The organism is Bradyrhizobium acaciae, assembly GCF_020889785.1.
GTDB lineage: Bacteria > Pseudomonadota > Alphaproteobacteria > Rhizobiales > Xanthobacteraceae > Bradyrhizobium > Bradyrhizobium acaciae.
On record NZ_JACMYK010000008.1, the window covers coordinates 73,988 to 94,921 of the forward strand.

Below are 20,934 nucleotides of genomic sequence, written 5' to 3' on the forward strand. Positions count from 1 at the left end.
ATCGGCACGAACGGAACCTTACTCCGCAGCGCTTGCGATGACGTCTGCCTGGCGATTGGTCACGATGACCTTGATCGCGTCGTCGACGCGATCCCGCGCATACCTCAGCGCGGTCGGCAGGTCGGCCAGCGCAAACGTGTGGGTGTGGATTTTGGTCGCATCGAATCGCTTCGCGGCCATCAATTCCATCGCGCGGTGGGTGGCGCTGCGGCCTTCTCCACGAATGCCGTAAGCGTAGATGTTGTTCCGCACGAGATGCGCGATGTCCAGCGTCGCGGCTTCGTGCGGGAAGGCGGCCAGGCAGATCTTGCCGCCACGATTGGTCATGTGAATGGCCTGGTTGAGTGTCGCTTCGGTGCCGGCACATTCGACGACATAGTCCGCGCCGATCCCCCCTGTCAGTTGCTTCACCACCGCAACGGCGTCTTCGTCGTTGATGTTGATGATGCGGTCGGCCCCCAGTTCCCCGCCGATCGCGAGCCGCTTGTTGCGCGCGCCGGTCAGGATGACCGGGCTTGCGCCAAGCGCCTTGGCCACGGCAACTGCGAGAAGTCCGATCGGCCCCGGGCCGATCACCACGACGCTCTCGCCGGCCACCAATCCCCCCAGTTCCGTCAAGCCATACATCGACGTACCGGCAGTCACCACCAGCGTCGCCTCCGCGTCGCTCATGGTATCCGGTACCCGCGCCAGCGTGTTGATGTGATTGACCGCGTATTCGGCGAACCCGCCATCGGTCGTAAAGCCGTTGGCGCGATGACCCTTCTCGGGCTTTCCATAGTTGAGACAGGACGTGTACATGCCCTGGCGGCAGCGTTTGCATTGGCCGCAGCCGGCATGGATCTCGACGCTGATCCTCTCGCCGATTTTGAACTCGTCGACATCAGGGCCGAGCGCCGCAACCGTCCCCATGTATTCGTGGCCCGGTGTGAAGTTCTTGTTGAAGGGCGGGCCACCCTGAATGCTTGCCGGCGACCCGGCATGGATGATTTCGAGATCGGTGGCGCAGATCGCAACCGCGTCGATCCGAACCAGCACCTCGGCACGCGACGGGATCGGCGTTGGCTTTTCTCGAAGGAAGAGCTGATCGGGGTCGCCAAGGACCCAGGCTTTCATCAGGTCGGGAACGACAAGATCGGGCGACGTCTTGACGCCAGGCGGCTGGTACATGGGCGCGTCCTCTTTTGCCTGCCAGCCTAGCGCGAAACGGCCAACTGCCGCGAGCATCCGATCGTTGGCGTCGGGGCGGCTGCATTTGCTGCACGGCAGCAAGCGCGTCGCAAAACGTTCATACGCGGCCTATACTTGGTCGCCCGGTTGATGTTGAAATCCTCATTGCATCCTCTCCCAGACCGGAGCCTCCCATGAAGACCGTCCGCCTTGTCCTTGCGTTGCTGGCGCTGGCACTGATCGCGCCCTGGCAATCCGCCAAGGCGGCCGACGTGATCTGCTACAATTGCCCGCCGGAATGGGCCGATTGGGCCTCGATGCTGAAGGCAATCAAGGCGGACCTCAACTACGACATCCCGCACGACAACAAGAATTCCGGCCAGGCGCTGGCCCAGATACTGGCCGAGAAGAGCAATCCGGTCGGTGATATCGGCTATTTCGGCGTGACCTTCGGCATGAAAGCCAAGGCCCAGGACGCGCTTGAACCTTATAAGCCTGCGCATTGGGATCAGGTCCCCGCCGGCCTCAAGGACCCGGATGGCTACTGGACCACGATCCACTCCGGCACGCTCGGCCTGTTCGTGAACAAGGACGCGCTCGGCGGCAAGCCGGTGCCGGCCTGCTGGAAGGACCTCCTGAAGCCCGACTACAAGGGGATGGTCGGCTACCTCGATCCGTCGTCCGCTGCGGTCGGTTATGTCGGCGCGGTCGCGGTCAATCTGGCGCTTGGCGGTTCACCCACCAATTTCGATCCGGCGATCAGCTTCTTCAAGGAGCTGCGCAAGAATGATCCGATCGTGCCCAAGCAGACGTCGTATGCCCGCGTCGTTTCGGGTGAAATGCCGATCCTGTTCGACTACGACTTCAACGCCTATCGCGCCAAATATTCAGAGAAGGGCAACTTCGAGTTTGTCATTCCCTGCGAGGGCTCGGTGGTGTTTCCCTATGTCGTTGGTCTGGTGAAGAACGCGCCGGACAAGGAGAAGGCCAAGAAGGTGATGGACTATCTGCTGTCCGACAAGGGGCAGGCGATCTGGACCAATGCCTATCTGCGTCCGGCCCGCCCGATCGAACTGCCGGCTTCCGTGAAGGGCAAATTCCTCCCCGACAGCGACTATGCCCGCGCCAAGAGCGTCGACTGGGGTGAGATGGAAAACGTGCAAAAAGCCTTCGTCGACCGCTATCTCGCCGAGGTTCGCTGAGGCAATATGGTGCCCCTCGCCAAGGCACCATTCTTCCGATGTCGCAAAAATCCTTCGTCTGGCTCTGCCTGTTGCCGCTCGCGGTCGTGACCACGGCATTCTTCCTGTTGCCGATGGCTCGCCTGGTGGTCGCGGGTGCCGAAGGGCCGCACGGGCTCGCCGGATATCTTGCCATCCTGACGGAAAGCCGCTATCGCGCGACGTTGATCAACACCGTGCTGCTGGCGGCCGCAACGACGGTCGTCACGCTGATTGTGGCGACCATTGCCGGAATGTTTCTGCAGCGGCATCGCTTTCCCGGACGGGCCGTGCTCATCGCGATGCTGACCTTTCCGTTGGCTTTTCCCGGCGTGGTGGTCGGCTTCATGATCATTCTGCTGGCGGGACGGCAAGGGCTGATCGGCGATCTCTCGAACCGGATCTTCGGCGAGAAATTCGTCTTCGCCTATTCGATCTACGGGCTCTTCCTCGGCTATCTCTACTTCTCGATCCCGCGCGTGATCCTCACCATCATGGCGGCCGTGCAAAAGCTCGATGTCGGTCTGGAGGAAGCCGCGCGTTCGCTCGGTGCCAGCCCCTGGGCGGTGCAGCGTGACGTCGTGCTGCCGGCTCTGGCGCCGGCCTTCGTTGCGTCCGGCGCGATCGCGTTTGCGACCGCGATGGGGGCCTTCGGGACGGCTTTCACGCTGGCGACGAATATCGACGTGTTGCCGATGCTGATCTACACCGAGTTCACGTTGGCCGCCAACTTTGCGACCTCGGCCGCGCTGTCGGTGGGGCTCGGCCTGATCACCTGGCTCATCCTTGCGCTCGCCCGCACGTTCAGCGGCAGCGCGGTTGCGGCGGCCGGGTGAACGCATGCGCGATCGTCTGATCTTCACCGGCCAGTTGATCTTCACGCTGCTCGTTGCGGCCTTCCTGGTGGTGCCCGCGGGGCTTTCCATTTCCGCCGGAGTGACCGTCAATTATTTCCGGGGCATCCAATCCGGCGTGACCCTGCAATGGGTCGCGCAGGTCTGGGAGCTCTATGCCGGCACCATCCTGCTCTCCTTCGTGATCGCATTCGCGACGCTTGCGGTCACCTTGCTTGCGGGTGTTCCCGCGGCCTATGCCCTGCATACGCGGGGAGGACGGCTTGCCCGCATCGTCGAGGAGATCATCACGCTGCCGCTCGCAATTCCCGGGCTTGCGATTGCGCTTGCATTGCTGCTTGCATACGGGAGCTTTGGTGGCTTCCGCCGTTCCTGGCTCTTCATCCTGGTCGGACACGTGATCTTCACCATGCCGTTCATGGTGCGGTCCGTCATGGCGGTGTTTGCGACCGTCGACGTCAAGACGCTGGATGAGGGCGCCGCCTCGCTCGGGGCATCGCCATGGCGGCGCTTCTGCGATGTCATCGTGCCGAATGCGCTGCCGGGAATTCTGGCCGGCGCACTGATGGTGGTCACGCTCTCGCTCGGTGAATTCAATCTGACCTGGATGCTGCACACGCCGTTGACGAAGACGCTGCCGATCGGGCTCGCCGACAGCTACGCCTCGATGCGGCTCGAAGTGGCCTCGGCCTACACGCTGATCTTCTTCGTGATGATCATTCCGCTCCTGGTCGCGATGCAACTGCTGGCCGACAAGGATCACAAGCGATGAGTACGGCGGGACACGGCGCTGCGGTGCGGATCGAGAGTTGCGGCAAGACTTTTGCCGACGGCACGCGTGCGCTCGATCCCGCGACCCTCGACATCGCGCGCGGCGAGACGCTCGTGCTGCTCGGCCCATCCGGCTGCGGGAAGACCACGATGCTGCGGATCATCGCAGGCCTCGAACTGCCAGATACCGGCGGCAAGGTCCTGTTCGACGGCAAGGATATGACCTTGGTGCCGATCGAGCGACGCAATGTCGGGATGGTGTTCCAGTCCTACGCCCTGTTTCCCAACATGACGGTGGCGGACAACATCGCCTATGGCTTGAAGATCCGCGGCGTCGCCAGGGGCGAGCGTGCCGCGCGCGTCGCCGAACTCGTGACTCTCACGAACATCACGGGATTGGAGAACCGCCGCATCGACCAGCTTTCGGGTGGCCAACGTCAGCGCGTTGCGCTGGCGCGCGCGGTCGCGATTCGGCCCGGCATCTTGCTGCTCGACGAGCCTTTGACTGCGCTTGACGCCGCCTTGCGCGACCGGTTGCGGGGGGAACTCAACCGATTGCTGCGCGCGCTTGGCATCACGACGATCTATGTCACTCATGATCAGGCCGAGGCTATGGAGTTGGGCGACCGCATTGTCGTGATGCGGAAAGGCGCGATCGCCCAGATCGGCACGCCGCGCGAAGTCTACTTCGCGCCGAAGGATCGGTTCGTGGCAGAATTCATCGGAGCGGCGAACATCATTGAAGCACCGATCGAGAACGGTGCAATGATCCTTCCCGGCGGACGACTGCCGATCGACAGCGGTGCGACAACTGCGAACGCGACCGTGATGATCCGCCCTGAAACCATTCGCGTTGCGGACGCTGGGGCAGGGCAGCTCTCGGGAACTGTCGATTCCGTCAGCTTCATTGGCGACCGACAGAGAATTGTCGTGAGCGGCGCATCGGGCAAGCCGCTCAATGTCGACGCGCCCAACACCATTCGGGCCAAGGTCGGCGATCGGGTCGGACTTTCGATTACGGCCGACGCTGTTCGTCTTCTGCCTTCAGAACCCTGAGATTGATCGATGCCGTCGAAACCGGTCCTCATCGCCCAGATATCCGACCTCCACATCAAGCCGCCGGGAGCGTTGGCCTATGGCCGGGTCGATACCGCCAAGGCGCTCGAACGCTGTGTGGCGGCGCTCAACGCATTCGAGCCGGCGCCCGACTTCGTCGTCATCTCGGGCGACCTCGTCGATACGCCGTCGGTTGAAGAATACGACTATCTCAAGCGATTGCTCGCGCAGCTGCGCTTGCCGTTTGCCGGAATTCCCGGCAATCACGATTCGCGTGAGTGGATGCGCGCCGCGTTTCCTGCCGCGTCCTATGCTCATGCGACGGGCCCACTCGATCAGAAGATCGAAGTGAATGGCCTCGATCTGCTGCTGCTTGATTCAAGCGTTGCCCGGAAACCGCACGGCATGCTCGAACCCGCTACGCTGCAATGGCTGGATGCGACGCTGGCGGCGGCCGTCGACCGGCCGGCGCTGCTCTTCCTGCATCACCCGCCGTTCAAGGGCGGCATCTGGCATATGGACCGCCAGGACCTGTTCAATGCCGACGAACTGGCAGGAATCGTCAGGCGTCACCCGCGCGTGCGGTTGATCGGCTGCGGGCACGTCCACCGCGCCATGCTGACGGCCTTTGCCGGAATTCCCGTGACGCTGTGCCCCGCGCCGAACCATGCGGTCGATCTGGACCTCGGACAGCTCCGCGAACCGTCGTTCAAGGTGGAACCGCCTGCCTTTCACCTGCACACCTGGTTTCCCGGGCAGGATTTCGGACAGTTGGTCACCCACCAGGTCCCGATCGGTCAGTTTGACGGACCGCACCCGTTCTTTGGGCCAGACGGCAAGCTGCTGTAAGTTGGCGCAGACCCCCCGCAGTGACTGTTTTGCCGGGCGAGAGTGTCGTTGATGGACTGGACATTCCGCATCACGGACGGTCTGCTGCCTGCAATTGAGCGTTGCATAGGCACATATTTATTCCAAATTGTACTTGGATGCCTTCGAGCCCAATGCCACCGGGGCGGACCTATTGTTGCTGTAGTGGCCCGGTGGGGCTATAGTCCTTTCCGCTTTCATTGATCGATGGCTTTGTCGGTGTCCGCTCCTGGTAGCGGGCCGATTGAACGCAACACAATCAGTCTGGATCACAATGACCGGTGCGCCGCACATAGAACGAACTGCCGGCGCGCCGTCGTTTTCGAACAACAAGCTGTCGGTGCTGCGCAAGCATCCCTACTTTGCCGATCTCGAACCCGAAGCGTTCGATCAGCTCTGCCGTTACGCCAAGCACACCACGCTGAAGCGCGGCACGACGATCTTTTCCAAGGGCGATCCGGGCACCAGCCTGATTGCGGTGATTTCGGGCACGGTCAAGATCAGCATTTCGTCGCCGGATGGTCGCAACGCCATCCTGAACCTGATCGAGGCGGGAGAGATCTTCGGCGAGATCGCTCTGCTCGACGGCTTGTCGCGCACCGCTGATGCCACCGCCAACACCAATTGCGAACTGTTCGTCATCGACCGGCGCGAGTTCATTCCCTTCGTGCGTAGTCAGCCGACGCTGGCGATGAAGTTCATCGAATTGCTTTGCGCAAGGTTGCGCTGGACCAGCGATCAGGTCGAGCAGGTCATCCTGCAGGACCTGCCCGGCCGTCTGGCGAGCGCGCTGCTGCGCCTGAGCGACAAGCACAAGCCACAGGGGCGGACCATCTCGATCACCCAGCAGGAGATCAGCGAGATGGTCGGTATGACCCGCGAGAGCATCAACAAGCAGCTCCGCGCGTGGGCGACGCGCGGTTGGGTCAGGCTCGAGCATGGCGCGATCGTCGTGCTGAAGCCCGAGTCGCTTCAAGAGCTGGTCGACGCCGGCGCTGATGACGGCGAGTAGCCATTTCGGCTGCTCGAGGTTCACGAAACGGTGAACCGGACAAACCCTGTGAAACCATTCACATCGGCCTTGCGTGCCCTGCGGTAAGTGAGCCCTCGGTGGATCACATCCGCAATGTGGAGGAATCCATGCAGGGCTCATTTGATAATCGACGGCAGGACCCGAAGCACAATTACCAAAGCTTCAGCATCAAGCTGATCGCTTTGCCGGTGCTGGTGATCGTTGCACTGATGGGGATGCTGATCAGCCACCCCGCGGCGGTGAAATGGATATCGGACGCGGCGCAAGCGGAGTTCGCCGGCACTGAGGCCGTGTACGCCGATTCGCTGCCCAACGTCGCGGAGCTGGCGCCCACGGGTCAGCCGCGCAATCAGATGCGGACGGTGAGAGCCTACTGATCATCCTCACGCGGCAACGCCGAGCAGCTTTGCGGCGGTCCGGCCGAGAATGTTGGCCTTGTCGTCGTCGCTCAGCGATGCGCAGGCGAAGATGTGATCCACCGGTGCCAGTTGCCATGGATAGGGATAGTCGCTTCCCAGCACAATCTGGCTGGCGCCAACCCGGGCGGCGAGATGCCGGATGGCTTCAGGTGTGAAGACCAGGGAATCGAAGTAGATCTGCTTGAGATATTCCGTCGGCGCCTTCTGAAGCTTGATATCCGGATTGCACCCCTTCGGTCCGACCAGGCAGGGATGATCGGAGCGATCGGCGTATGAGGGGAGATAGCCGCCGCCATGCGCGGCGATGATCTTCAATCCCGGGAAGCGATCGAGTGTGCCCTCGAAGATCAGGTGAGAGAGCGCGATCGTGGTCTCGAGCGGATTTCCGATCGTGTTGCCAAGCCAACCATTGCCGGACAGTCGCTTGTTGAGCTCGGGCACGCCCTGCGGATGGATGAACAGGGGGACACCGAGTTCCTCGGCCTTCGCCCATACGGGATGAAATCTCGAATCGGAGAATTCGACGCCGTCTACGACACCGCCGATCGCCGCACCCTTCAGTCCCTGTTTCTTGACCGCCGTTTCCAGTTCCTGCACCGCAAGGTCCGGCGCCTGCAGCGTCAGCGAGGCGAAGGCTGCGAACCGCTCGGGCTTCGAGGCGCAGAGTTCGGCGAGCTTTTCGTTCTGGATCTTGACGATCTTTCGGGCCAGATCGCGATCGCGGTCGTACCAGAACGGGTTGATCGAAAGCACTTCCATATCGACAACCTGCGCATCCATCGCAGCCAGACGTTTGTCGATTTCGACAAAGGCTTCAGTGGCGCCGTTGACCGGCGGCAGCTGCAGTTTTCCGGCGTCGGCACCAAGCAGGGCGCCTGCCTCGCGGAAGTGGCAATGCGAATGGATGTCGATGGTCTTGATGCGCTTGCCATCGACGCTGACCGGTAACTTCTGCCGCGGCTGCTGCGCATTCGCGTTGTGGACGAGCCCGCAGCTGCAGAACACGATGCCTGCCGCCGCCGTCGCTCCCGATTTCAGGAAATCCCGCCTTGTGGTCATGACCTTCGCCTCCCTGGTCTTTTTGTTATCGATAGGGAGCCTAGGGACGTAGGCGAGATTGCGCAATCTCGCACGCTGTGCGTGTCGCGCAATGTTGATCTGCAAGGTGTCGCTTGCGCTCAGGGCAGGACCTGGAGCTGCCGCGACCACACCGTGTTCAATCGCTGCAGAAGCGCCGACGAAGTCGCCACCGCCGTCGCTTATCTTGCATCGGATGCTATGTCAGCGGCAGCACGCTGCTCGTCGATAGCGGCTGGACCGCGGTCGATCGACCGCCGACGGGCCCCACCCAACTGGCAAGCCCGCCATTGACCGTTTCCCCCAACTTTAGTCTTGTTTCTTGAGCAGAAGTCTAGCTGCAACCTGAAGCTTCTGTCGACGACAGACTCCGTTTTCGCGCGTCGGAATAGCACCGGGAGAACGGCGTAGCCAACTTCGCCATGACGAGCGGGGAGACAAATGAGGAAACATCCTGGGCTATCGCGCCGCGCTATGCTGAAGGGCACCAGCGCCGTGCTGGCAGGGGCCGCTTTTTCAACGCGCGTGATGGCCGCGGCGCCACCCGCGGAACCGGTGACGCCGGCGCTGATCGAGGCGGCGAAGAAAGAGGGGCAGGTCGTCTACTACACCTCGACCGATCTGCCGGTCGCGGAGAAGCTGGCGAAGGCGTTCGAAGCGAAGTATGCCGGCATCACCGTGCGCGTCGAACGCACCGGCGCGGAACGCGTGTTCCAGCGGGTCGGCCAGGAATATGCCAGCAACATTCACGCGGTCGACGTCGTCAATTCCTCGGATGCCGCGCACTTCATCGTGTGGAAGCGCGACGGCATTCTGGCGCCCTATGTCCCGGAGGAGGTCGCAAAATACTATCCGGAGGAGCATCGCGATGCGGACGGTCAGTTCGCAAGCTTCAGGGTCTGGTTGTCGATCATTGCCTACAACACCAACCTGGTGAAGGCCGAGGAGGCGCCGAAGAGCTTTGCCGATCTGCTCGATCCGAAATGGAAAGGCAAGATCGTCAAGGCGCATCCCGGCTACAGCGGCACCATCATGACCGCGACCTATCAGATGCAGCGCGATCTCGGCTGGACCTTTTTCGAGCAGCTCGCCAGGCAGAACATCATGCAGGTGCAGTCCTCGACCGATCCGCCGAAGAAGCTCGATCTCGGCGAGCGCGCGGTGATGGCCGACGGCAACGAGTACAACATCTTTCAGATGAAGGAGATGGGCCGCCCGGTCGAGCCGGTCTACGCCACGGAGGGGTCGCCGATCATTGTTGGCCCGAATGGGATCTTCAAGGATTGTCCGCATCCGAATGCCGCCAGGCTGTTTCAGTCGTTCGCGCTCGGGCGCGAGGGGCAGCAGCTCAATGTCGAGATCGGCGGCCTCAGGTCCGTCCACGCGCAGGCCCAGGAGAAAGCCGGGCGCAAGCCGCTGAAGGACATCAAGACGATGAAGGACGATCCCGTGGCGGTGGAGCGGGAAGGGGAATCGATCAAGGCGCGCTACACCCGCATCTTCCGCGTCTAATCGTCTGGTCGGGCGGATCGCACTCCGGTCTCGGCGCTTGCCGCATGGCTCATGCCCGGTTTTCGCCCGGACTGGCGCAATAATGCCCCTCGGCGGAGCGGATATTTGATGTTACCAATTTGGCATGAACCAGCATGCCAAGGTCGACATCCGCCATTCCACCTGTCCGCACGACTGCCCCTCGGCATGTGCGCTCGACGTCGAGGTGATCGAGGGACGCTCGATCGGCCGGGTACGCGGCTCCAAGCTGCAGACCTACACGGCCGGCGTTGTATGCGCCAAGGTCGCGCGCTATGCCGAGCGCATCCATCATGCCGAACGGCTGATGCATCCGATGCGCCGGACCGGGCCGAAGGGCTCCGGCCAGTTCGCGCGGATCTCATGGGATGAGGCACTGGACGAGATCGCGGCGCGGTTCGACGCCGCGGAGCGCGAATTCGGCGCCGAGTCGGTCTGGCCCTATTACTACGCGGGCACCATGGGGCTCGTGATGCGCGACGGCCTCAACCGGCTGTCGCATGTGAAGAAGTATTCGCGCTTTTACGGTACGATCTGCTCAACCATCGCGCGCATCGGCTTTGCCGCCGGGACCGGCAAGATTGCCGGCGTCGACCCGCGCGAGATGGGCGTCTCCGACCTCGTCGTGATCTGGGGCACCAACCCCGTGAATACCCAGGTCAACGTGATGACGCATGCATCGCGCGCGCGGAAGGAGCGCGGCGCGAAGATCGCGGCGGTCGACGTTTACCACAACGAGACCATGAAGCAGGCCGACATCAAGATCCTGCTGCGGCCGGGCACCGACGGCGCCTTCGCCTGCGCCGTGATGCACGTGCTGTTCCGCGAGGGATTTGCCGATCGCGATTATCTGGCGCGCTATACCGATTGTCCCGATGAGTTGGAAGCGCATCTCAAGACCCGCACGCCGGAATGGGCGTCGGCGATCTCGGGCGTGCCGGTCGAGGAGATCGAGGCATTCGCGCGGCTGGTCGGGCAGACCCAGCGCTCCTTCTTCCGCCTTGGCTATGGCTTCACGCGCAGCCGCAACGGTGCGGCGCAGATGCATGCTGCGCTGTGCATTCCCGCGGTGACCGGGGCCTGGCAATATGAGGGCGGCGGCGCGTTCTTCAACAATGCCGGAATCTGGCGCTTCGACGAATCGATCATCGAAGGCCACGACGCGATCGATCCATCGACGCGGGTTCTCGATCAGTCGAAGATCGGCCGCATCCTGACCGGCGATGCCGAGGCGTTGCGCGGCGGCGGGCCGGTCAAGGCGATGCTGATCCAGAACACCAATCCGATGACGGTGGCGCCCGAGCAGGCGCTGGTGCGGCAGGGCTTTGCCCGCGAGGATCTGTTCGTTGCGGTGCACGAGCAGTTCATGACCGAGACGGCGCAGATGGCCGACATCGTGCTGCCGGCGACGATGTTCATGGAGCACGACGACCTCTATTACGGTGGCGGCCATCAGCATATCTCGGTCGGCCCGAAGCTGATCGATCCGCCCGGCGAGTGCCGTTCCAATCACGAAGTGATGCAGGGGCTCGGCCGCCGCCTCAATGCCGTGCATCCCGGCTTCGACATGACGGCGCGCGAATTGATCGATGCGACGCTGAAGAAGAGCGGCCACGGCAACATCGAAGCGCTCGAGGCCGAGCTGTGGCGTGATTTGCAGCCCGATTTCCGCACCTCGCATTATCTCGACGGCTTCGCCCATGCCGACAAGAAATTCCACTTCAGGGTGGATTGGGGCAAGGTCCCGGTCGGCTCAGGCGGGCTGATGGGGGCATGGGACAAGATGCCCTCGCTGCCGGACCACTGGACCATCATCGAGGAGGCGGACGCGCAGCATCCGTTCCGGCTCGCAACCTCGCCGTCGCGCAGCTTCCTCAACACCAGCTTCAACGAAACGCCGTCGTCGCAGGCCCGCGAGGGTGCGCCGACCGTGATGATCCACCCCGACGATGCGGCCGGCCTGTCGATCGCCGACGGCGATACCGTGACGCTCGGCAACATGCGCGGCGAGACGACGCTCACTGCGAAGCTGTTCGACGGCGTCCGCCGCGGCGTGCTGATCGCCGAGTCGATCCACCCCAACAAGTCCCATATCGGCGGGCGCGGCATCAACATGCTGACCGGCGCGGAGGCCGTCGCACCGCTCGGCGGCGCCGCGTTCCACGACAACAAGGTCTGGATCAGGAAGGCGCCAGCCGCCGCATAAATCCTGCTTGCAGTCGGTGCCGATCCTGCCGCAAATGTCGGCTGACAACAGCGCACAGGCAAGAAAACAGGCGGGAAACATGACCGACAACAGCGTTCTTCTCGAGAAGCGCGGGCAGGCGTTCTGGATCACCATCAACCGTCCGGACAAGCGCAACGCGCTCAATGCCGGCGTGATTGCAGGCATCGCCAAGGGCTATCGCGAGGCGCATGACGACAAGGACGTGCGCGTCATCGTGCTGACCGGCGCGGGCGACAAGGCGTTCTGCGCCGGCGCCGATCTGCAGAACAGCGGCGCGGCGTTCTCGATGGATTTCTCGCGACCCAATGTCGACTACGCCGACCTGCTGCGGCTGTCGCAGAATGCGACCAAGCCCGCGATCGCGCGGGTCGGCGGCGTCTGCATGGCCGGCGGCATGGGGCTGTTGTGCATGACCGACATGGCGGTCGCCGCCGATCAGGTAATCTTCGGTCTGCCCGAAGTGAAGGTCGGTGTGTTTCCGATGCAGGTGCTGAGCCTGCTGCAATCGATCGCCCCCGCACGCCTCGTCAATGAATGGGCGCTGACCGGCGAGCCGTTCGACGCCGCGACCGCCAAGGCTGCGGGTCTGCTCAACTACGTCGTGCCGGCGGCCGAGCTCGACGCCAAGGTCGATTGGCTGATCGGCCGCATCGTCGACAAATCACCGACCGCGATCCGTCGCGGCAAATACGCGATGCGCGCGATCGCCTCGATGTCGTTCGACGAAAGCATCGCCTACACCGAAAGCCAGATCGCGCTACTCGCGATGACCGAGGACGCCAAGGAAGGCCTCAAGGCGTTCGGCGAGAAGCGCAAGCCGACCTGGACGGGACGCTGAGGCGTCATTGGGCGTCTTCATCTCACCCGCGTGCGGTAGCCGAGGGCGCGCACTATCAAAATATCGAAAACAACCCCATGCAAAGGAGCCTATGTCGGCCGGCGTTCGACAAGACACCTTGACACGTCGGGCAAATCAGTGCTCTATTTCCATTATTCCGAAATCGTGCTTGCTCGCTCCGGCCCGTCTGCGGGGAGAGTCGGAACGCATCGCGCGATGAGTTCCGGGTGAAGGGTCTCCGCGAACGATCGCGATCCGCTGTGGCAAATGCGCGATGCGGGCGATCATGTCGATGTTGTTCGACGAAAGTATCGTCAACGCCGAAAGCCAGATCGCGCTGCTCGCCATGACCGAAGGCGCCAAGGAGGGCCTCAGGGCCTTCGGCGAGAAGCGCAAGCCCACCTGGACCGGGCGATAGATAGGCCAATCGTAGAGTCCCTTCGGAATTGTGCGCGGATTGATGATGTAGATCGATCGCGCCCGCTGCTCGAAAACGATTGATTGGTGAGGGGTGGCGCTCGGGCGCCGCCCGGTGTGCGCCTGTTTTTGCGGTTCATTTGTGCGGCTGCGCTTTCGTCGCATCATGCCCACCGCCGCTTGATGCGACCTCGTTGTGGACAGGATTGCGTCTCCATAGCGTCGGTGGATGGTCGGCCCCTTCATGCGGAAGTGTTGCGGCGATGGTCAGGCGCAATGGGAGCTGTCCGTCATCCTCTGTTCCGTCATCATGGCGTCACAACATTTGGATGATTATCGATCTATCGTCAATTACAGATTGAAACTGTCTTTGATCAGGGCAAGAAGGTTCTGAACTCTCAAAGCCATCGCGAGGAAGCCGATGATCAGACTGATGCTGACGCTCTTGGTGTGCGTATTGGGTTTCTCCGTGGAGGCATCTGCGTCATGCAGTTCGCAGCCGGGACTGCAGACCCAGTTCTTTTCCACGAACCAGCTCAATCAGATCGCGTCGGCCGCGGCGCAGACGACGGAAACGCAGTTTAATTCAGCCCAGGGTCAACTCGCGACCCAGCTGACCAGCCTGTTCGGCTCCACGAAGAGCGCAATTCTGTCGAAACTGACGGCGGCTTCGCCGCTCTACGGCAGCATCAACGACGATGGCCTGGCGCTGATTTTTACTAGCACGTTGGCGTTCGAGTTGATCGACGCGTGCACGCCAATCAACGCCACCATGTCCGCGATCGACACGATCAACAATCGAGCGACGATGGGGATCGCATGCCAGGGATTTGCATCCCTGGCTTTGCAACTGTTCTATCAGATCAAGCCGAACTCAACGCTCATGGTGACCAATTTCGGTACCAGCAGGGATTCGTCTGTTGACGATCACTCGATCATTGCGGCGTTCGGGGCCGGGACGGGTGGTGGGTCCGGCGTCGACTTGTTCGTCGATCCAACTGTATCGATTGTGGCGCCGGTGAGCCTCTGGGGTCTGCTGACCCACCAAAGCGTTTCGCAGTCGGCAATCGTCCAGTTCTCGCAACGCGTGGGCAATCCCGAAGGTGTCTACCGGCAGGAAGACATCGGCATGATCACCCAGGGGACGCTGGATTTCAGGACACTGCTCTATGCGTATGTCGGTCTTTCCGATCCTGCAAATCCGACACTCGGAAAGACGCGCTTCCTCGATCCCACTCCGATCAACCGCACATATCAGGTGTACGACCTCACCAGCGCGGCAGCGGCGTCCAACATCACTGCACCAGCATTCTGGTACGTTGACGGAGTTGCGGGCGGTTTGTGGGAACTGTCATCGGCAGGCCTCTACAACACCGGCTATAACGCCTCCGCCATTGGCTCGGTTACAAACGGCATCTACATCATTCAGGCAAAGACCGGAAACTTGCTGGCTTACCTGACCGGCACCTCCGGATTTTCCAACGTGATGTCGGGTGGGGCAAATCTGCAAGCGACCAGCATCGCGCCTCACGTCAACAACGCGTACCTATGGTTTGTCGATCCCAGCACCAAGCTTTGGTATACGAACTCTTCCGGGCAAGCCTTCGCAGGCAACACGGGCGGAACCACAATGGTCGTCGGCACCGGAGATACCGTGCAGCAGCTGACGGCGGGAGGGCAGCTCTACGAAGCGACCGCTGCGCACGGCTTCACCCTCGTTGATGCCAGTGTCCACGGCTTGTGGCAGTCGAAACCCACGGGTTGGGATTTTGCCGCGAGCCCAAAATGCCAAACGACGTCTGATCCCGCTTGCCGCGGTGATGCGGTCAAGCTCGATGCGTGGAATGGCAGTTATGGCACCCTGTACTATCGTGACGGGACAAAGACCACGCCGGCGTGGGCGCAGTTACATACCAACGTCGCCACTGTCTTGCTCGGATACCAGGGAGCCACGGTCAACTACCTCACAGGTGCCGGCAATATCTGTTATTTCAACTCGAGCGCTGAGTGGGGAGTTGGCGGAAACAACAATGAGTTGATTCCGAGCGTAGACTGGTCCGCGAGCAGTGGAGCGCCAGCCCTTCCATCGCCGCCTGCTCCGTGGGGGACCCTTGCCTACTACGGAGATCCGAGCCAGTCCGGAAAGCTCTCCATCCAGGCGGCAAATTCCAATGGCTATTCCTACTACAAGCTCTCGGATCGCTGGGTCGACGCGGCGGCGAACAACGTCGCTTGTCCTTGAAACGGGCCTGTGGCCACTGCGGCGGAATAACGCGGTGGCGGTCATGACGACGAACGCGGCAGTCCGCGAGAGTTCGTTGCAAGTCCGGGCTTTGCCTGCATCGTCATCATGGAAGGTGGAGTTCGTTGATGCGCAAACTGATCGTCAGGCTCGTCGCGTGGCTGGCTTTCGCGCCGGCTTTTGCAGCTCAGACCAACTGGACCAACACCTGCACGACCTGGCACTTCAACCCGAACAATGTCCGCGACCCCACCATCGTGTTCAACAATACGAGCTTGCCGAATTGGGGCATCTGCCCGGGTTACGACGGCACTCCCTATGAATTTCATCCATGCAACTTCGCGCCCAACACAACGCCGGCGACTTGTTCCGATGGAACGGGTCCGAAGGATGCTTGCGCAAACACATGGACACAAATCCCGCTCTGGCCCCAGTTCAATATTCCGGCCACAGCGAAGGAGGTCATCCTGACCGGCAACTCCTCCATCACTGGTCCAAACCAGTGGACCGCGACGGTCTACGCATGGTTTCGCGCGCCGGGTTCGACGTGGGCGCTCTCGCCGATCTTCGATGGCGGCTACATGTCGACATTGGTCGTCCATGCGCCGGTCGGTCTGGTGAACGGCGTTCCGAACATCGAGATGGCGTGGAGAGCCGAGGGCGCGACGCTCGCACCGGCGCCAAATCCAGATACGGTCGCGCTCGTGATGATTCTGTCGGGGTGGTGCGAATAGAGAAGCAGCTCCGAGACGGCTTTCGCTCGTCTTGGAGCGTCGGAACACCTCAATGATGCCTCTTATCGGCATCATCGACAGGAGCGCACCGGCTCCAAAGATCACAGGGCGGAGTGCAGCAGACTAGCCCGCGTTGGCCTTCAAGCCGGCGGCTTCGATGCCGGCCACGGCGCAGATCTCGTCATTGTCTGAGGTGTCGCCGCTGACGCCGACGGCGCCGAGCAGGTTCACGCCGTCCATGATCAGCACGCCGCCGGGGACCGGCACCAGCCGGCCCTGCGCCAACGTGTTCACGCTGTCGATGAAATAAGCCTGCTCCTGCGCGCGCTGGTATAACGCCCGCGATCCCATCCCGAGCGCCAGCGCGCCATAGGCCTTGCCGTGGGCGATCTCCGCCCGCATCAGGCTGGTGCCGTCCTGTGCCGCGGTCACCTTCACCGCGCCGCGCGCGTCGAGGATGGTGACGACCAGCGGCTTCAGCCTCTTCTCGACGCCCTTGGCGAGGGCGGCATCCAGAATCTTGCGGGCGGTATCGAGAGTGAGCTCAGCCATGGGCCTGTTCCTTTGTCGGCAATGATTGGTCGGATTTCGATTTCGCACGTTTCAGGCTCATCGCCAATACGCTGGCGACATGCAGCGGCGTGCGGCCGCTGCCGTCCTTGATCTGGTGCCGGCAGAGGTGCCGTCGGCCACGATCAGCGTGTCCTGATCGGCGCTGCGGACCGCAGGGAGCAGCGAGAGCTCGGCCATCTCGATCGAGGCCTGATAGGTCTCCGCGCCATAGCCGAACGCGCCGGCCATGCCGCAGCAACTCGACTCGATGGTCTTGACCTCGAGGCCGGGTACAAGGCGCAGCACCTTCTCCACCGGCTTGAACGCACCAAAGGATTTTTGGTGGCAATGACCGTGCACAACCGCTTTTTCGGCGACCGCGCCAAGCGGGAGGGCGAGGCGTCCGGCCTCCGCTTCGCGCACCAGAAACTCCTCGAACAGCAAGGCGTGAGCGCTGACGGACTTCGCGGCCCCATCCGATCGCAGCGACAGCAGTTCGTCGCGCAAGGTGAGAAGGCAGCTCGGCTCGAGGCCGATGATCGGCACGCCGCGCGCCGCGAATGGTGCGTAGGTCGAAACCAGCCGGTCGAGCTCCGCACGGGCCTGCTCGACCAGTCCGGCCGACAGGAACGTGCGTCCGCAGCACGGCGGCCGGACGCCATCCAACGGACTCGGCAGATGCACGCGATAACCGCCGGCGATCAGGACCTCAACCGCGGCGTCGAGATTCTCGCGCTCATAACCGCGGTTGAAGGTGTCGGCGAACAGCACCACTTCGCGGCCGTCCGCTGGGCCCAGCACCTCGGCATCGGGCCGGAAGGTGTCGCGGCGAAACTCCGGCAGCGCGCGCTTGGCGCTGATGCCGGCGAGTTTCTCGAACAGGCCGCGCAGCAGCGGGCTGCGGTTGCGCCAGTTTGCGATCGGCGCAACACGCGATGCGAGATCGACATAGCGCGGCAGGTAGCCGACCAGCCGGTCGCGCAGCGACAGGCCATGCGTCGCGGCGCGCGCGGCCAGCACCTCGATCTTCATCTTGGCCATGTCGACGCCGGTCGGGCACTCATGGCGGCAGGCCTTGCAGGAGACGCAGAGTTTCAGCGTGTCCATCATCTCGTCGGAAGCGAGCGCGTCCGGCCCGAGCTGGCCCGAGATCGCGAGGCGCAGCGTGTTGGCGCGGCCGCGGGTGACGTCCTTCTCGTTGCGCGTCGCGCGATAGGACGGGCACATCACGCCGCCTTCGAGCTTCCGGCAGGCGCCGTTGTTGTTGCACATCTCGACGGCACCTTGGAAGCCGCCGCCGGCGCCGGGATAGGCCGACCAGTCGAGCGCCGTCTTCAAGTCGCCGACGCGATAATCCGGCGAAAAACGAAACAGCGATCGGTCGTCCATCCTGGGCGGATCGACGATCTTGCCGGGGTTGAGCGTGTTGGTCGGGTCGAAGCGCTGCTTGACCTCGCGGAAATCGGCGACGATGCGCTGCCCGAACATCGTCTCGTGGAATTCCGAGCGCACCAGGCCGTCGCCATGCTCGCCGGAATGCGAGCCCTTGTATTCGCGCACCATCGCGAAGGCTTCCTCGGCAATGGCGCGCATCGCCTTGACGTCCTTCTCGAGCTTGAGATTGAGCACCGGGCGCACATGCAGGCAGCCCTCGGAGGCGTGCGCGTACATCGTGCCGCGGGTGCCGTGCTTCGCAAATACCGCATTGAGCCGCTCGGTGTAGTCGGCGAGATGCGGCAGCGGTACCGCGCAATCCTCGACGAACGAGACCGGCTTGCCCTCCTGCTTCATCGACATCATGACGTTGAGGCCGGCGGCCCGGAAATCGGCGATGCCGGTTTGCAGCGCAGGCTCTGTTATCTCGACCACGCCGCCCCATTTGCGCTGCGGCTTGTCCCAGCCGAAGCCGAGGTCGCCCATCAGCTCGCCGAGCTGCTTCAGGCGGGCGAGATTGTCGGCCTGGTCCTCTTCGGCGAACTCGACCACCAGGATCGCGTCTGGATCGCCGCGCACGGCTGCAGAGATGATCGGCTGGAACATCGCGATCTCGCGGCCGAGCGCGATCATGGTGCGATCGACCAGCTCAACGGCAATGGGCCGCAGCTTCACCAGATGCTGGGCCGCGTCCATCGCCTCGTAGAAACTGCCGAAATGGCAGACGCCGAGCGCCTTGTTACGGATCACAGGCCACAGCTTCAGCTCGACCTGCGTCGTGAAGGCGAGGGTGCCCTCCGAGCCGACCAGCAGATGTGCCATGTTGTTCGGCGCGTTGCGCGGCACCAGAGCGTCGAGGTTATAGCCGCCGACGCGGCGCTGCACCTTGGGAAATTTGTCTGATATCTCGGCCGCCTCGCGCTCGCCGAGATCGAGCATGTCGCGGAACAGCTTCAATCCGTTGTCGGAGCCGTTGATCCGCGTCAGATCGCGCGGCACCTCGCCGAAATGCAGCAGCGTGCCGTCGGCGAGCGCCGCATCCATCGACAGCGTGTTGTCGCGCATCGTGCCGTAGCGCAACGAGCGGCCGCCGCAGGAATTGTTGCCGGCCATGCCACCGATGGTGGCGCGCGACGCGGTCGAGACATCGACCGGAAACCACAGCCCGTGCTTCCTGAGTTGGCGGTTGAGGTCGTCGAGCACGATGCCCGGCTCGACCACGCAAATGCGATTCTCGACGTCGAGCGAGACGATCCGGTTCAGGTGCTTGGAGAGGTCGACCACGATGCCGTCATTGACGGTCTGGCCGCATTGCGAAGTGCCGCCGCCGCGCGGGGTCACGATCCGCCCGGCGTCGCGCACGATCGAAAGCGTCCGCAGTGCCTCATCGACGGTGCGCGGCACCACCACGCCGGCCGGCATGATCTGGTAGAACGAGGCGTCGGTCGCGTAGCGGCCGCGGTTGAAGGCATCGAACAAGACGTCGCCGGTCAGTTCGGACCGCAGGCGCTGTTCGAGCGATGAGGCGTTCTTCATCCCAGATCCGATGTGATCCACGACGCGACGCGGGCGCCTGCTCATGGATTATGCAATCTCTCGATTTGAGAGTTACATTATGAATTCAAAATGAGCAAGGATCGCACTCCGTTCGCGACCCTCGGGCCCATCCATTAGTCGCCCTGAGGCGTCGTTTCCAGGCCGGCGTTCTGGCCTTCAGCGAGGTGATCGATCGCGGCGGATCGCTTGTTGCGCAGGTGCTGGAACAGGGTGTCGCTGAGCTCGCTTGCCGCGCGGCGGCGCAGCGCATCGAGGATCGCCTCGTGCTCGCGCATCGCCTCGCCCCAGCGCTGCCGCTTGCGGGCGAAATTGGCGGAATAGCGCACGCGCCGGATCCGGCCCGCGAAATTGACGTAGGTCGTCTTCAGCGTCTCGTTGCGCGCAGCCGCGACGATGCTCTCGTGGATCTGCTGGTTGATCTGGAAATAGCCGTGCATGTCGCGGTGCAGATAGTGGCCGTACATCTCGTAATGCAGCCGCTCGATCGCGGCGATTTCCTCGTCGGTGATCAGCTCGCAGGCCAGTCGTCCGGCGAGGCTCTCCAGCCCGGCCATCACGTCGAACAATTCCTCGAGGTCGCGCTGGCTGAGCTGGCGCACCCGCGCGCCGCGATTGGGCAAGAGCTCGATCAGGCCTTCGGCGGCCAGCACCTTGAGCGCCTCGCGCAGCGGCGTCCTGGAGATCCCCAGCATTTCACAGAGCTGCCGTTCCGGAACGCGGGCGCCCTCGGGAATGTTGCCTTCCACCACGTAGTCGCGCAGGCGCAGCAGCACCTCGCCGTGAAGTGAGGCTTCCTGGCGATCGCTGCCGTTGCCGGCGGCCGGTTGGGTGATCGGAACCCCGGTTTCGGGAATCTCAGATTTCATATTCTGAACAATAGTTTGTCGGTGCGGTCGCGTCGATGCTCTCAATCGAATACCAAAATTGGATTGAAAA

General features: G+C 62.7%; 16 protein-coding genes and 2 pseudogenes. 13 read left to right on the top strand and 5 right to left on the bottom strand.

The annotated features are described in order from the left end of the window. Positions 1-18: 18 nt before the first annotated feature. On the bottom strand, positions 19-1,170 hold the full coding sequence (locus H8A92_RS06365) for a zinc-dependent alcohol dehydrogenase (RefSeq protein ID WP_229194976.1): 1,152 nt from the start codon (positions 1,168-1,170) through the stop codon (positions 19-21). A 194-nt stretch (positions 1,171-1,364) separates the two neighbouring features. Here H8A92_RS06365 and H8A92_RS06370 point away from each other — a divergent pair, with 194 nt between their 5' ends. The 7 genes from H8A92_RS06370 (at position 1,365) to H8A92_RS06400 (ending at position 7,348) form a co-directional block, all read left to right on the top strand. Further along, a complete protein-coding gene (locus tag H8A92_RS06370; protein WP_229194977.1) occupies positions 1,365-2,372 on the top strand; it encodes an ABC transporter substrate-binding protein in 1,008 nt (335 codons plus the stop codon). Between the two features lie 38 nt (positions 2,373-2,410). After that, positions 2,411-3,226 carry an ABC transporter permease gene (locus tag H8A92_RS06375; RefSeq protein ID WP_229194978.1) on the top strand — a complete coding sequence of 272 codons (816 nt, stop codon included), beginning with the start codon at positions 2,411-2,413 and terminating at the stop codon, positions 3,224-3,226. Positions 3,227-3,230: 4 nt separating this feature from the next. After that, positions 3,231-4,016: an ABC transporter permease gene (locus H8A92_RS06380; RefSeq protein ID WP_229194979.1), complete on the top strand. Its 786-nt coding sequence runs from the start codon at positions 3,231-3,233 to the stop codon at positions 4,014-4,016. Beyond that, entirely contained in the window at positions 4,013-5,071 is a 1,059-nt protein-coding gene (locus H8A92_RS06385; protein WP_229194980.1) for an ABC transporter ATP-binding protein, read from the top strand. The genes H8A92_RS06380 and H8A92_RS06385 overlap by 4 nt, the downstream gene beginning before the upstream one ends. Positions 5,072-5,080: 9 nt before the next feature. Next, positions 5,081-5,920, top strand: a complete 840-nt coding sequence (locus H8A92_RS06390) for a phosphodiesterase (RefSeq protein WP_229194981.1) — start codon at positions 5,081-5,083, stop codon at positions 5,918-5,920. 292 nt (positions 5,921-6,212) lie between these two features. Continuing rightward, a complete protein-coding gene (locus H8A92_RS06395; protein ID WP_229181361.1) occupies positions 6,213-6,950 on the top strand; it encodes a Crp/Fnr family transcriptional regulator in 738 nt (245 codons plus the stop codon). A 98-nt stretch (positions 6,951-7,048) separates the two neighbouring features. Further along, positions 7,049-7,348 carry a hypothetical protein gene (locus H8A92_RS06400; RefSeq protein WP_229194982.1) on the top strand — a complete coding sequence of 100 codons (300 nt, stop codon included), beginning with the start codon at positions 7,049-7,051 and terminating at the stop codon, positions 7,346-7,348. A gap of 6 nt (positions 7,349-7,354) precedes the next feature. Here H8A92_RS06400 and H8A92_RS06405 read toward each other — a convergent pair whose 3' ends face one another. Further along, positions 7,355-8,449 (bottom strand): amidohydrolase family protein, encoded by a 1,095-nt coding sequence (locus H8A92_RS06405; protein WP_229194983.1) that lies wholly within the window; start codon positions 8,447-8,449, stop codon positions 7,355-7,357. A gap of 459 nt (positions 8,450-8,908) precedes the next feature. On the opposite strand from H8A92_RS06405, the gene H8A92_RS06410 reads away from it, so the two are divergent. The 6 genes and pseudogenes from H8A92_RS06410 to H8A92_RS06435 all read left to right on the top strand — a co-directional run bounded on the left by H8A92_RS06410 (position 8,909) and on the right by H8A92_RS06435 (position 16,455). Then, positions 8,909-9,979 (top strand): ABC transporter substrate-binding protein, encoded by a 1,071-nt coding sequence (locus tag H8A92_RS06410; RefSeq protein ID WP_229194984.1) that lies wholly within the window; start codon positions 8,909-8,911, stop codon positions 9,977-9,979. Positions 9,980-10,103: 124 nt separating this feature from the next. Further along, positions 10,104-12,203, top strand: a complete 2,100-nt coding sequence (locus tag H8A92_RS06415) for a molybdopterin oxidoreductase family protein (protein WP_229194985.1) — start codon at positions 10,104-10,106, stop codon at positions 12,201-12,203. A 79-nt stretch (positions 12,204-12,282) separates the two neighbouring features. After that, on the top strand, positions 12,283-13,062 hold the full coding sequence (locus tag H8A92_RS06420; RefSeq protein ID WP_229194986.1) for an enoyl-CoA hydratase/isomerase family protein: 780 nt from the start codon (positions 12,283-12,285) through the stop codon (positions 13,060-13,062). A gap of 250 nt (positions 13,063-13,312) precedes the next feature. Continuing rightward, positions 13,313-13,480: pseudogene (locus H8A92_RS06425) on the top strand (enoyl-CoA hydratase/isomerase family protein); the annotation flags it as partial. Between the two features lie 420 nt (positions 13,481-13,900). Further along, entirely contained in the window at positions 13,901-15,721 is a 1,821-nt protein-coding gene (locus H8A92_RS06430) for a hypothetical protein (RefSeq protein ID WP_229194987.1), read from the top strand. A 128-nt stretch (positions 15,722-15,849) separates the two neighbouring features. Continuing rightward, positions 15,850-16,455, top strand: coding sequence for a hypothetical protein (locus tag H8A92_RS06435; protein WP_229194988.1), 606 nt, complete (start codon positions 15,850-15,852; stop codon positions 16,453-16,455). A gap of 123 nt (positions 16,456-16,578) precedes the next feature. On the opposite strand, the gene H8A92_RS06440 is transcribed toward H8A92_RS06435, so the two are convergent. From H8A92_RS06440 to H8A92_RS06450, 3 genes and pseudogenes are all read right to left on the bottom strand, one after another. Beyond that, positions 16,579-17,007, bottom strand: a complete 429-nt coding sequence (locus H8A92_RS06440; RefSeq protein WP_229194989.1) for a GlcG/HbpS family heme-binding protein — start codon at positions 17,005-17,007, stop codon at positions 16,579-16,581. Further along, positions 17,000-19,977: pseudogene (locus tag H8A92_RS06445) on the bottom strand (FAD-binding and (Fe-S)-binding domain-containing protein). The gene H8A92_RS06440 and the pseudogene H8A92_RS06445 overlap by 8 nt, the downstream one beginning before the upstream one ends. Positions 19,978-20,111: 134 nt before the next feature. Beyond that, positions 20,112-20,864: a GntR family transcriptional regulator gene (locus tag H8A92_RS06450; protein WP_229194990.1), complete on the bottom strand. Its 753-nt coding sequence runs from the start codon at positions 20,862-20,864 to the stop codon at positions 20,112-20,114. Positions 20,865-20,934 lie beyond the last annotated feature (70 nt).

What these genes read in the sequence shown, in the direction of transcription:
- H8A92_RS06365 (WP_229194976.1), bottom strand. Translation starts at nt 1,170, where the DNA reads ATGTACCAGCCGCCTGGCGTCAAGACGTCGCCCGATCTTGTCGTTCCC.
- H8A92_RS06370 (WP_229194977.1), top strand. Translation starts at nt 1,365, where the DNA reads ATGAAGACCGTCCGCCTTGTCCTTGCGTTGCTGGCGCTGGCACTGATC.
- H8A92_RS06375 (WP_229194978.1), top strand. Translation starts at nt 2,411, where the DNA reads ATGTCGCAAAAATCCTTCGTCTGGCTCTGCCTGTTGCCGCTCGCGGTC.
- H8A92_RS06380 (WP_229194979.1), top strand. Translation starts at nt 3,231, where the DNA reads ATGCGCGATCGTCTGATCTTCACCGGCCAGTTGATCTTCACGCTGCTC.
- H8A92_RS06385 (WP_229194980.1), top strand. Translation starts at nt 4,013, where the DNA reads ATGAGTACGGCGGGACACGGCGCTGCGGTGCGGATCGAGAGTTGCGGC.
- H8A92_RS06390 (WP_229194981.1), top strand. Translation starts at nt 5,081, where the DNA reads ATGCCGTCGAAACCGGTCCTCATCGCCCAGATATCCGACCTCCACATC.
- H8A92_RS06395 (WP_229181361.1), top strand. Translation starts at nt 6,213, where the DNA reads ATGACCGGTGCGCCGCACATAGAACGAACTGCCGGCGCGCCGTCGTTT.
- H8A92_RS06405 (WP_229194983.1), bottom strand. Translation starts at nt 8,449, where the DNA reads ATGACCACAAGGCGGGATTTCCTGAAATCGGGAGCGACGGCGGCGGCA.
- H8A92_RS06410 (WP_229194984.1), top strand. Translation starts at nt 8,909, where the DNA reads ATGAGGAAACATCCTGGGCTATCGCGCCGCGCTATGCTGAAGGGCACC.
- H8A92_RS06415 (WP_229194985.1), top strand. Translation starts at nt 10,104, where the DNA reads ATGAACCAGCATGCCAAGGTCGACATCCGCCATTCCACCTGTCCGCAC.
- H8A92_RS06420 (WP_229194986.1), top strand. Translation starts at nt 12,283, where the DNA reads ATGACCGACAACAGCGTTCTTCTCGAGAAGCGCGGGCAGGCGTTCTGG.
- H8A92_RS06430 (WP_229194987.1), top strand. Translation starts at nt 13,901, where the DNA reads ATGATCAGACTGATGCTGACGCTCTTGGTGTGCGTATTGGGTTTCTCC.
- H8A92_RS06435 (WP_229194988.1), top strand. Translation starts at nt 15,850, where the DNA reads ATGCGCAAACTGATCGTCAGGCTCGTCGCGTGGCTGGCTTTCGCGCCG.
- H8A92_RS06440 (WP_229194989.1), bottom strand. Translation starts at nt 17,007, where the DNA reads ATGGCTGAGCTCACTCTCGATACCGCCCGCAAGATTCTGGATGCCGCC.
- H8A92_RS06450 (WP_229194990.1), bottom strand. Translation starts at nt 20,864, where the DNA reads ATGAAATCTGAGATTCCCGAAACCGGGGTTCCGATCACCCAACCGGCC.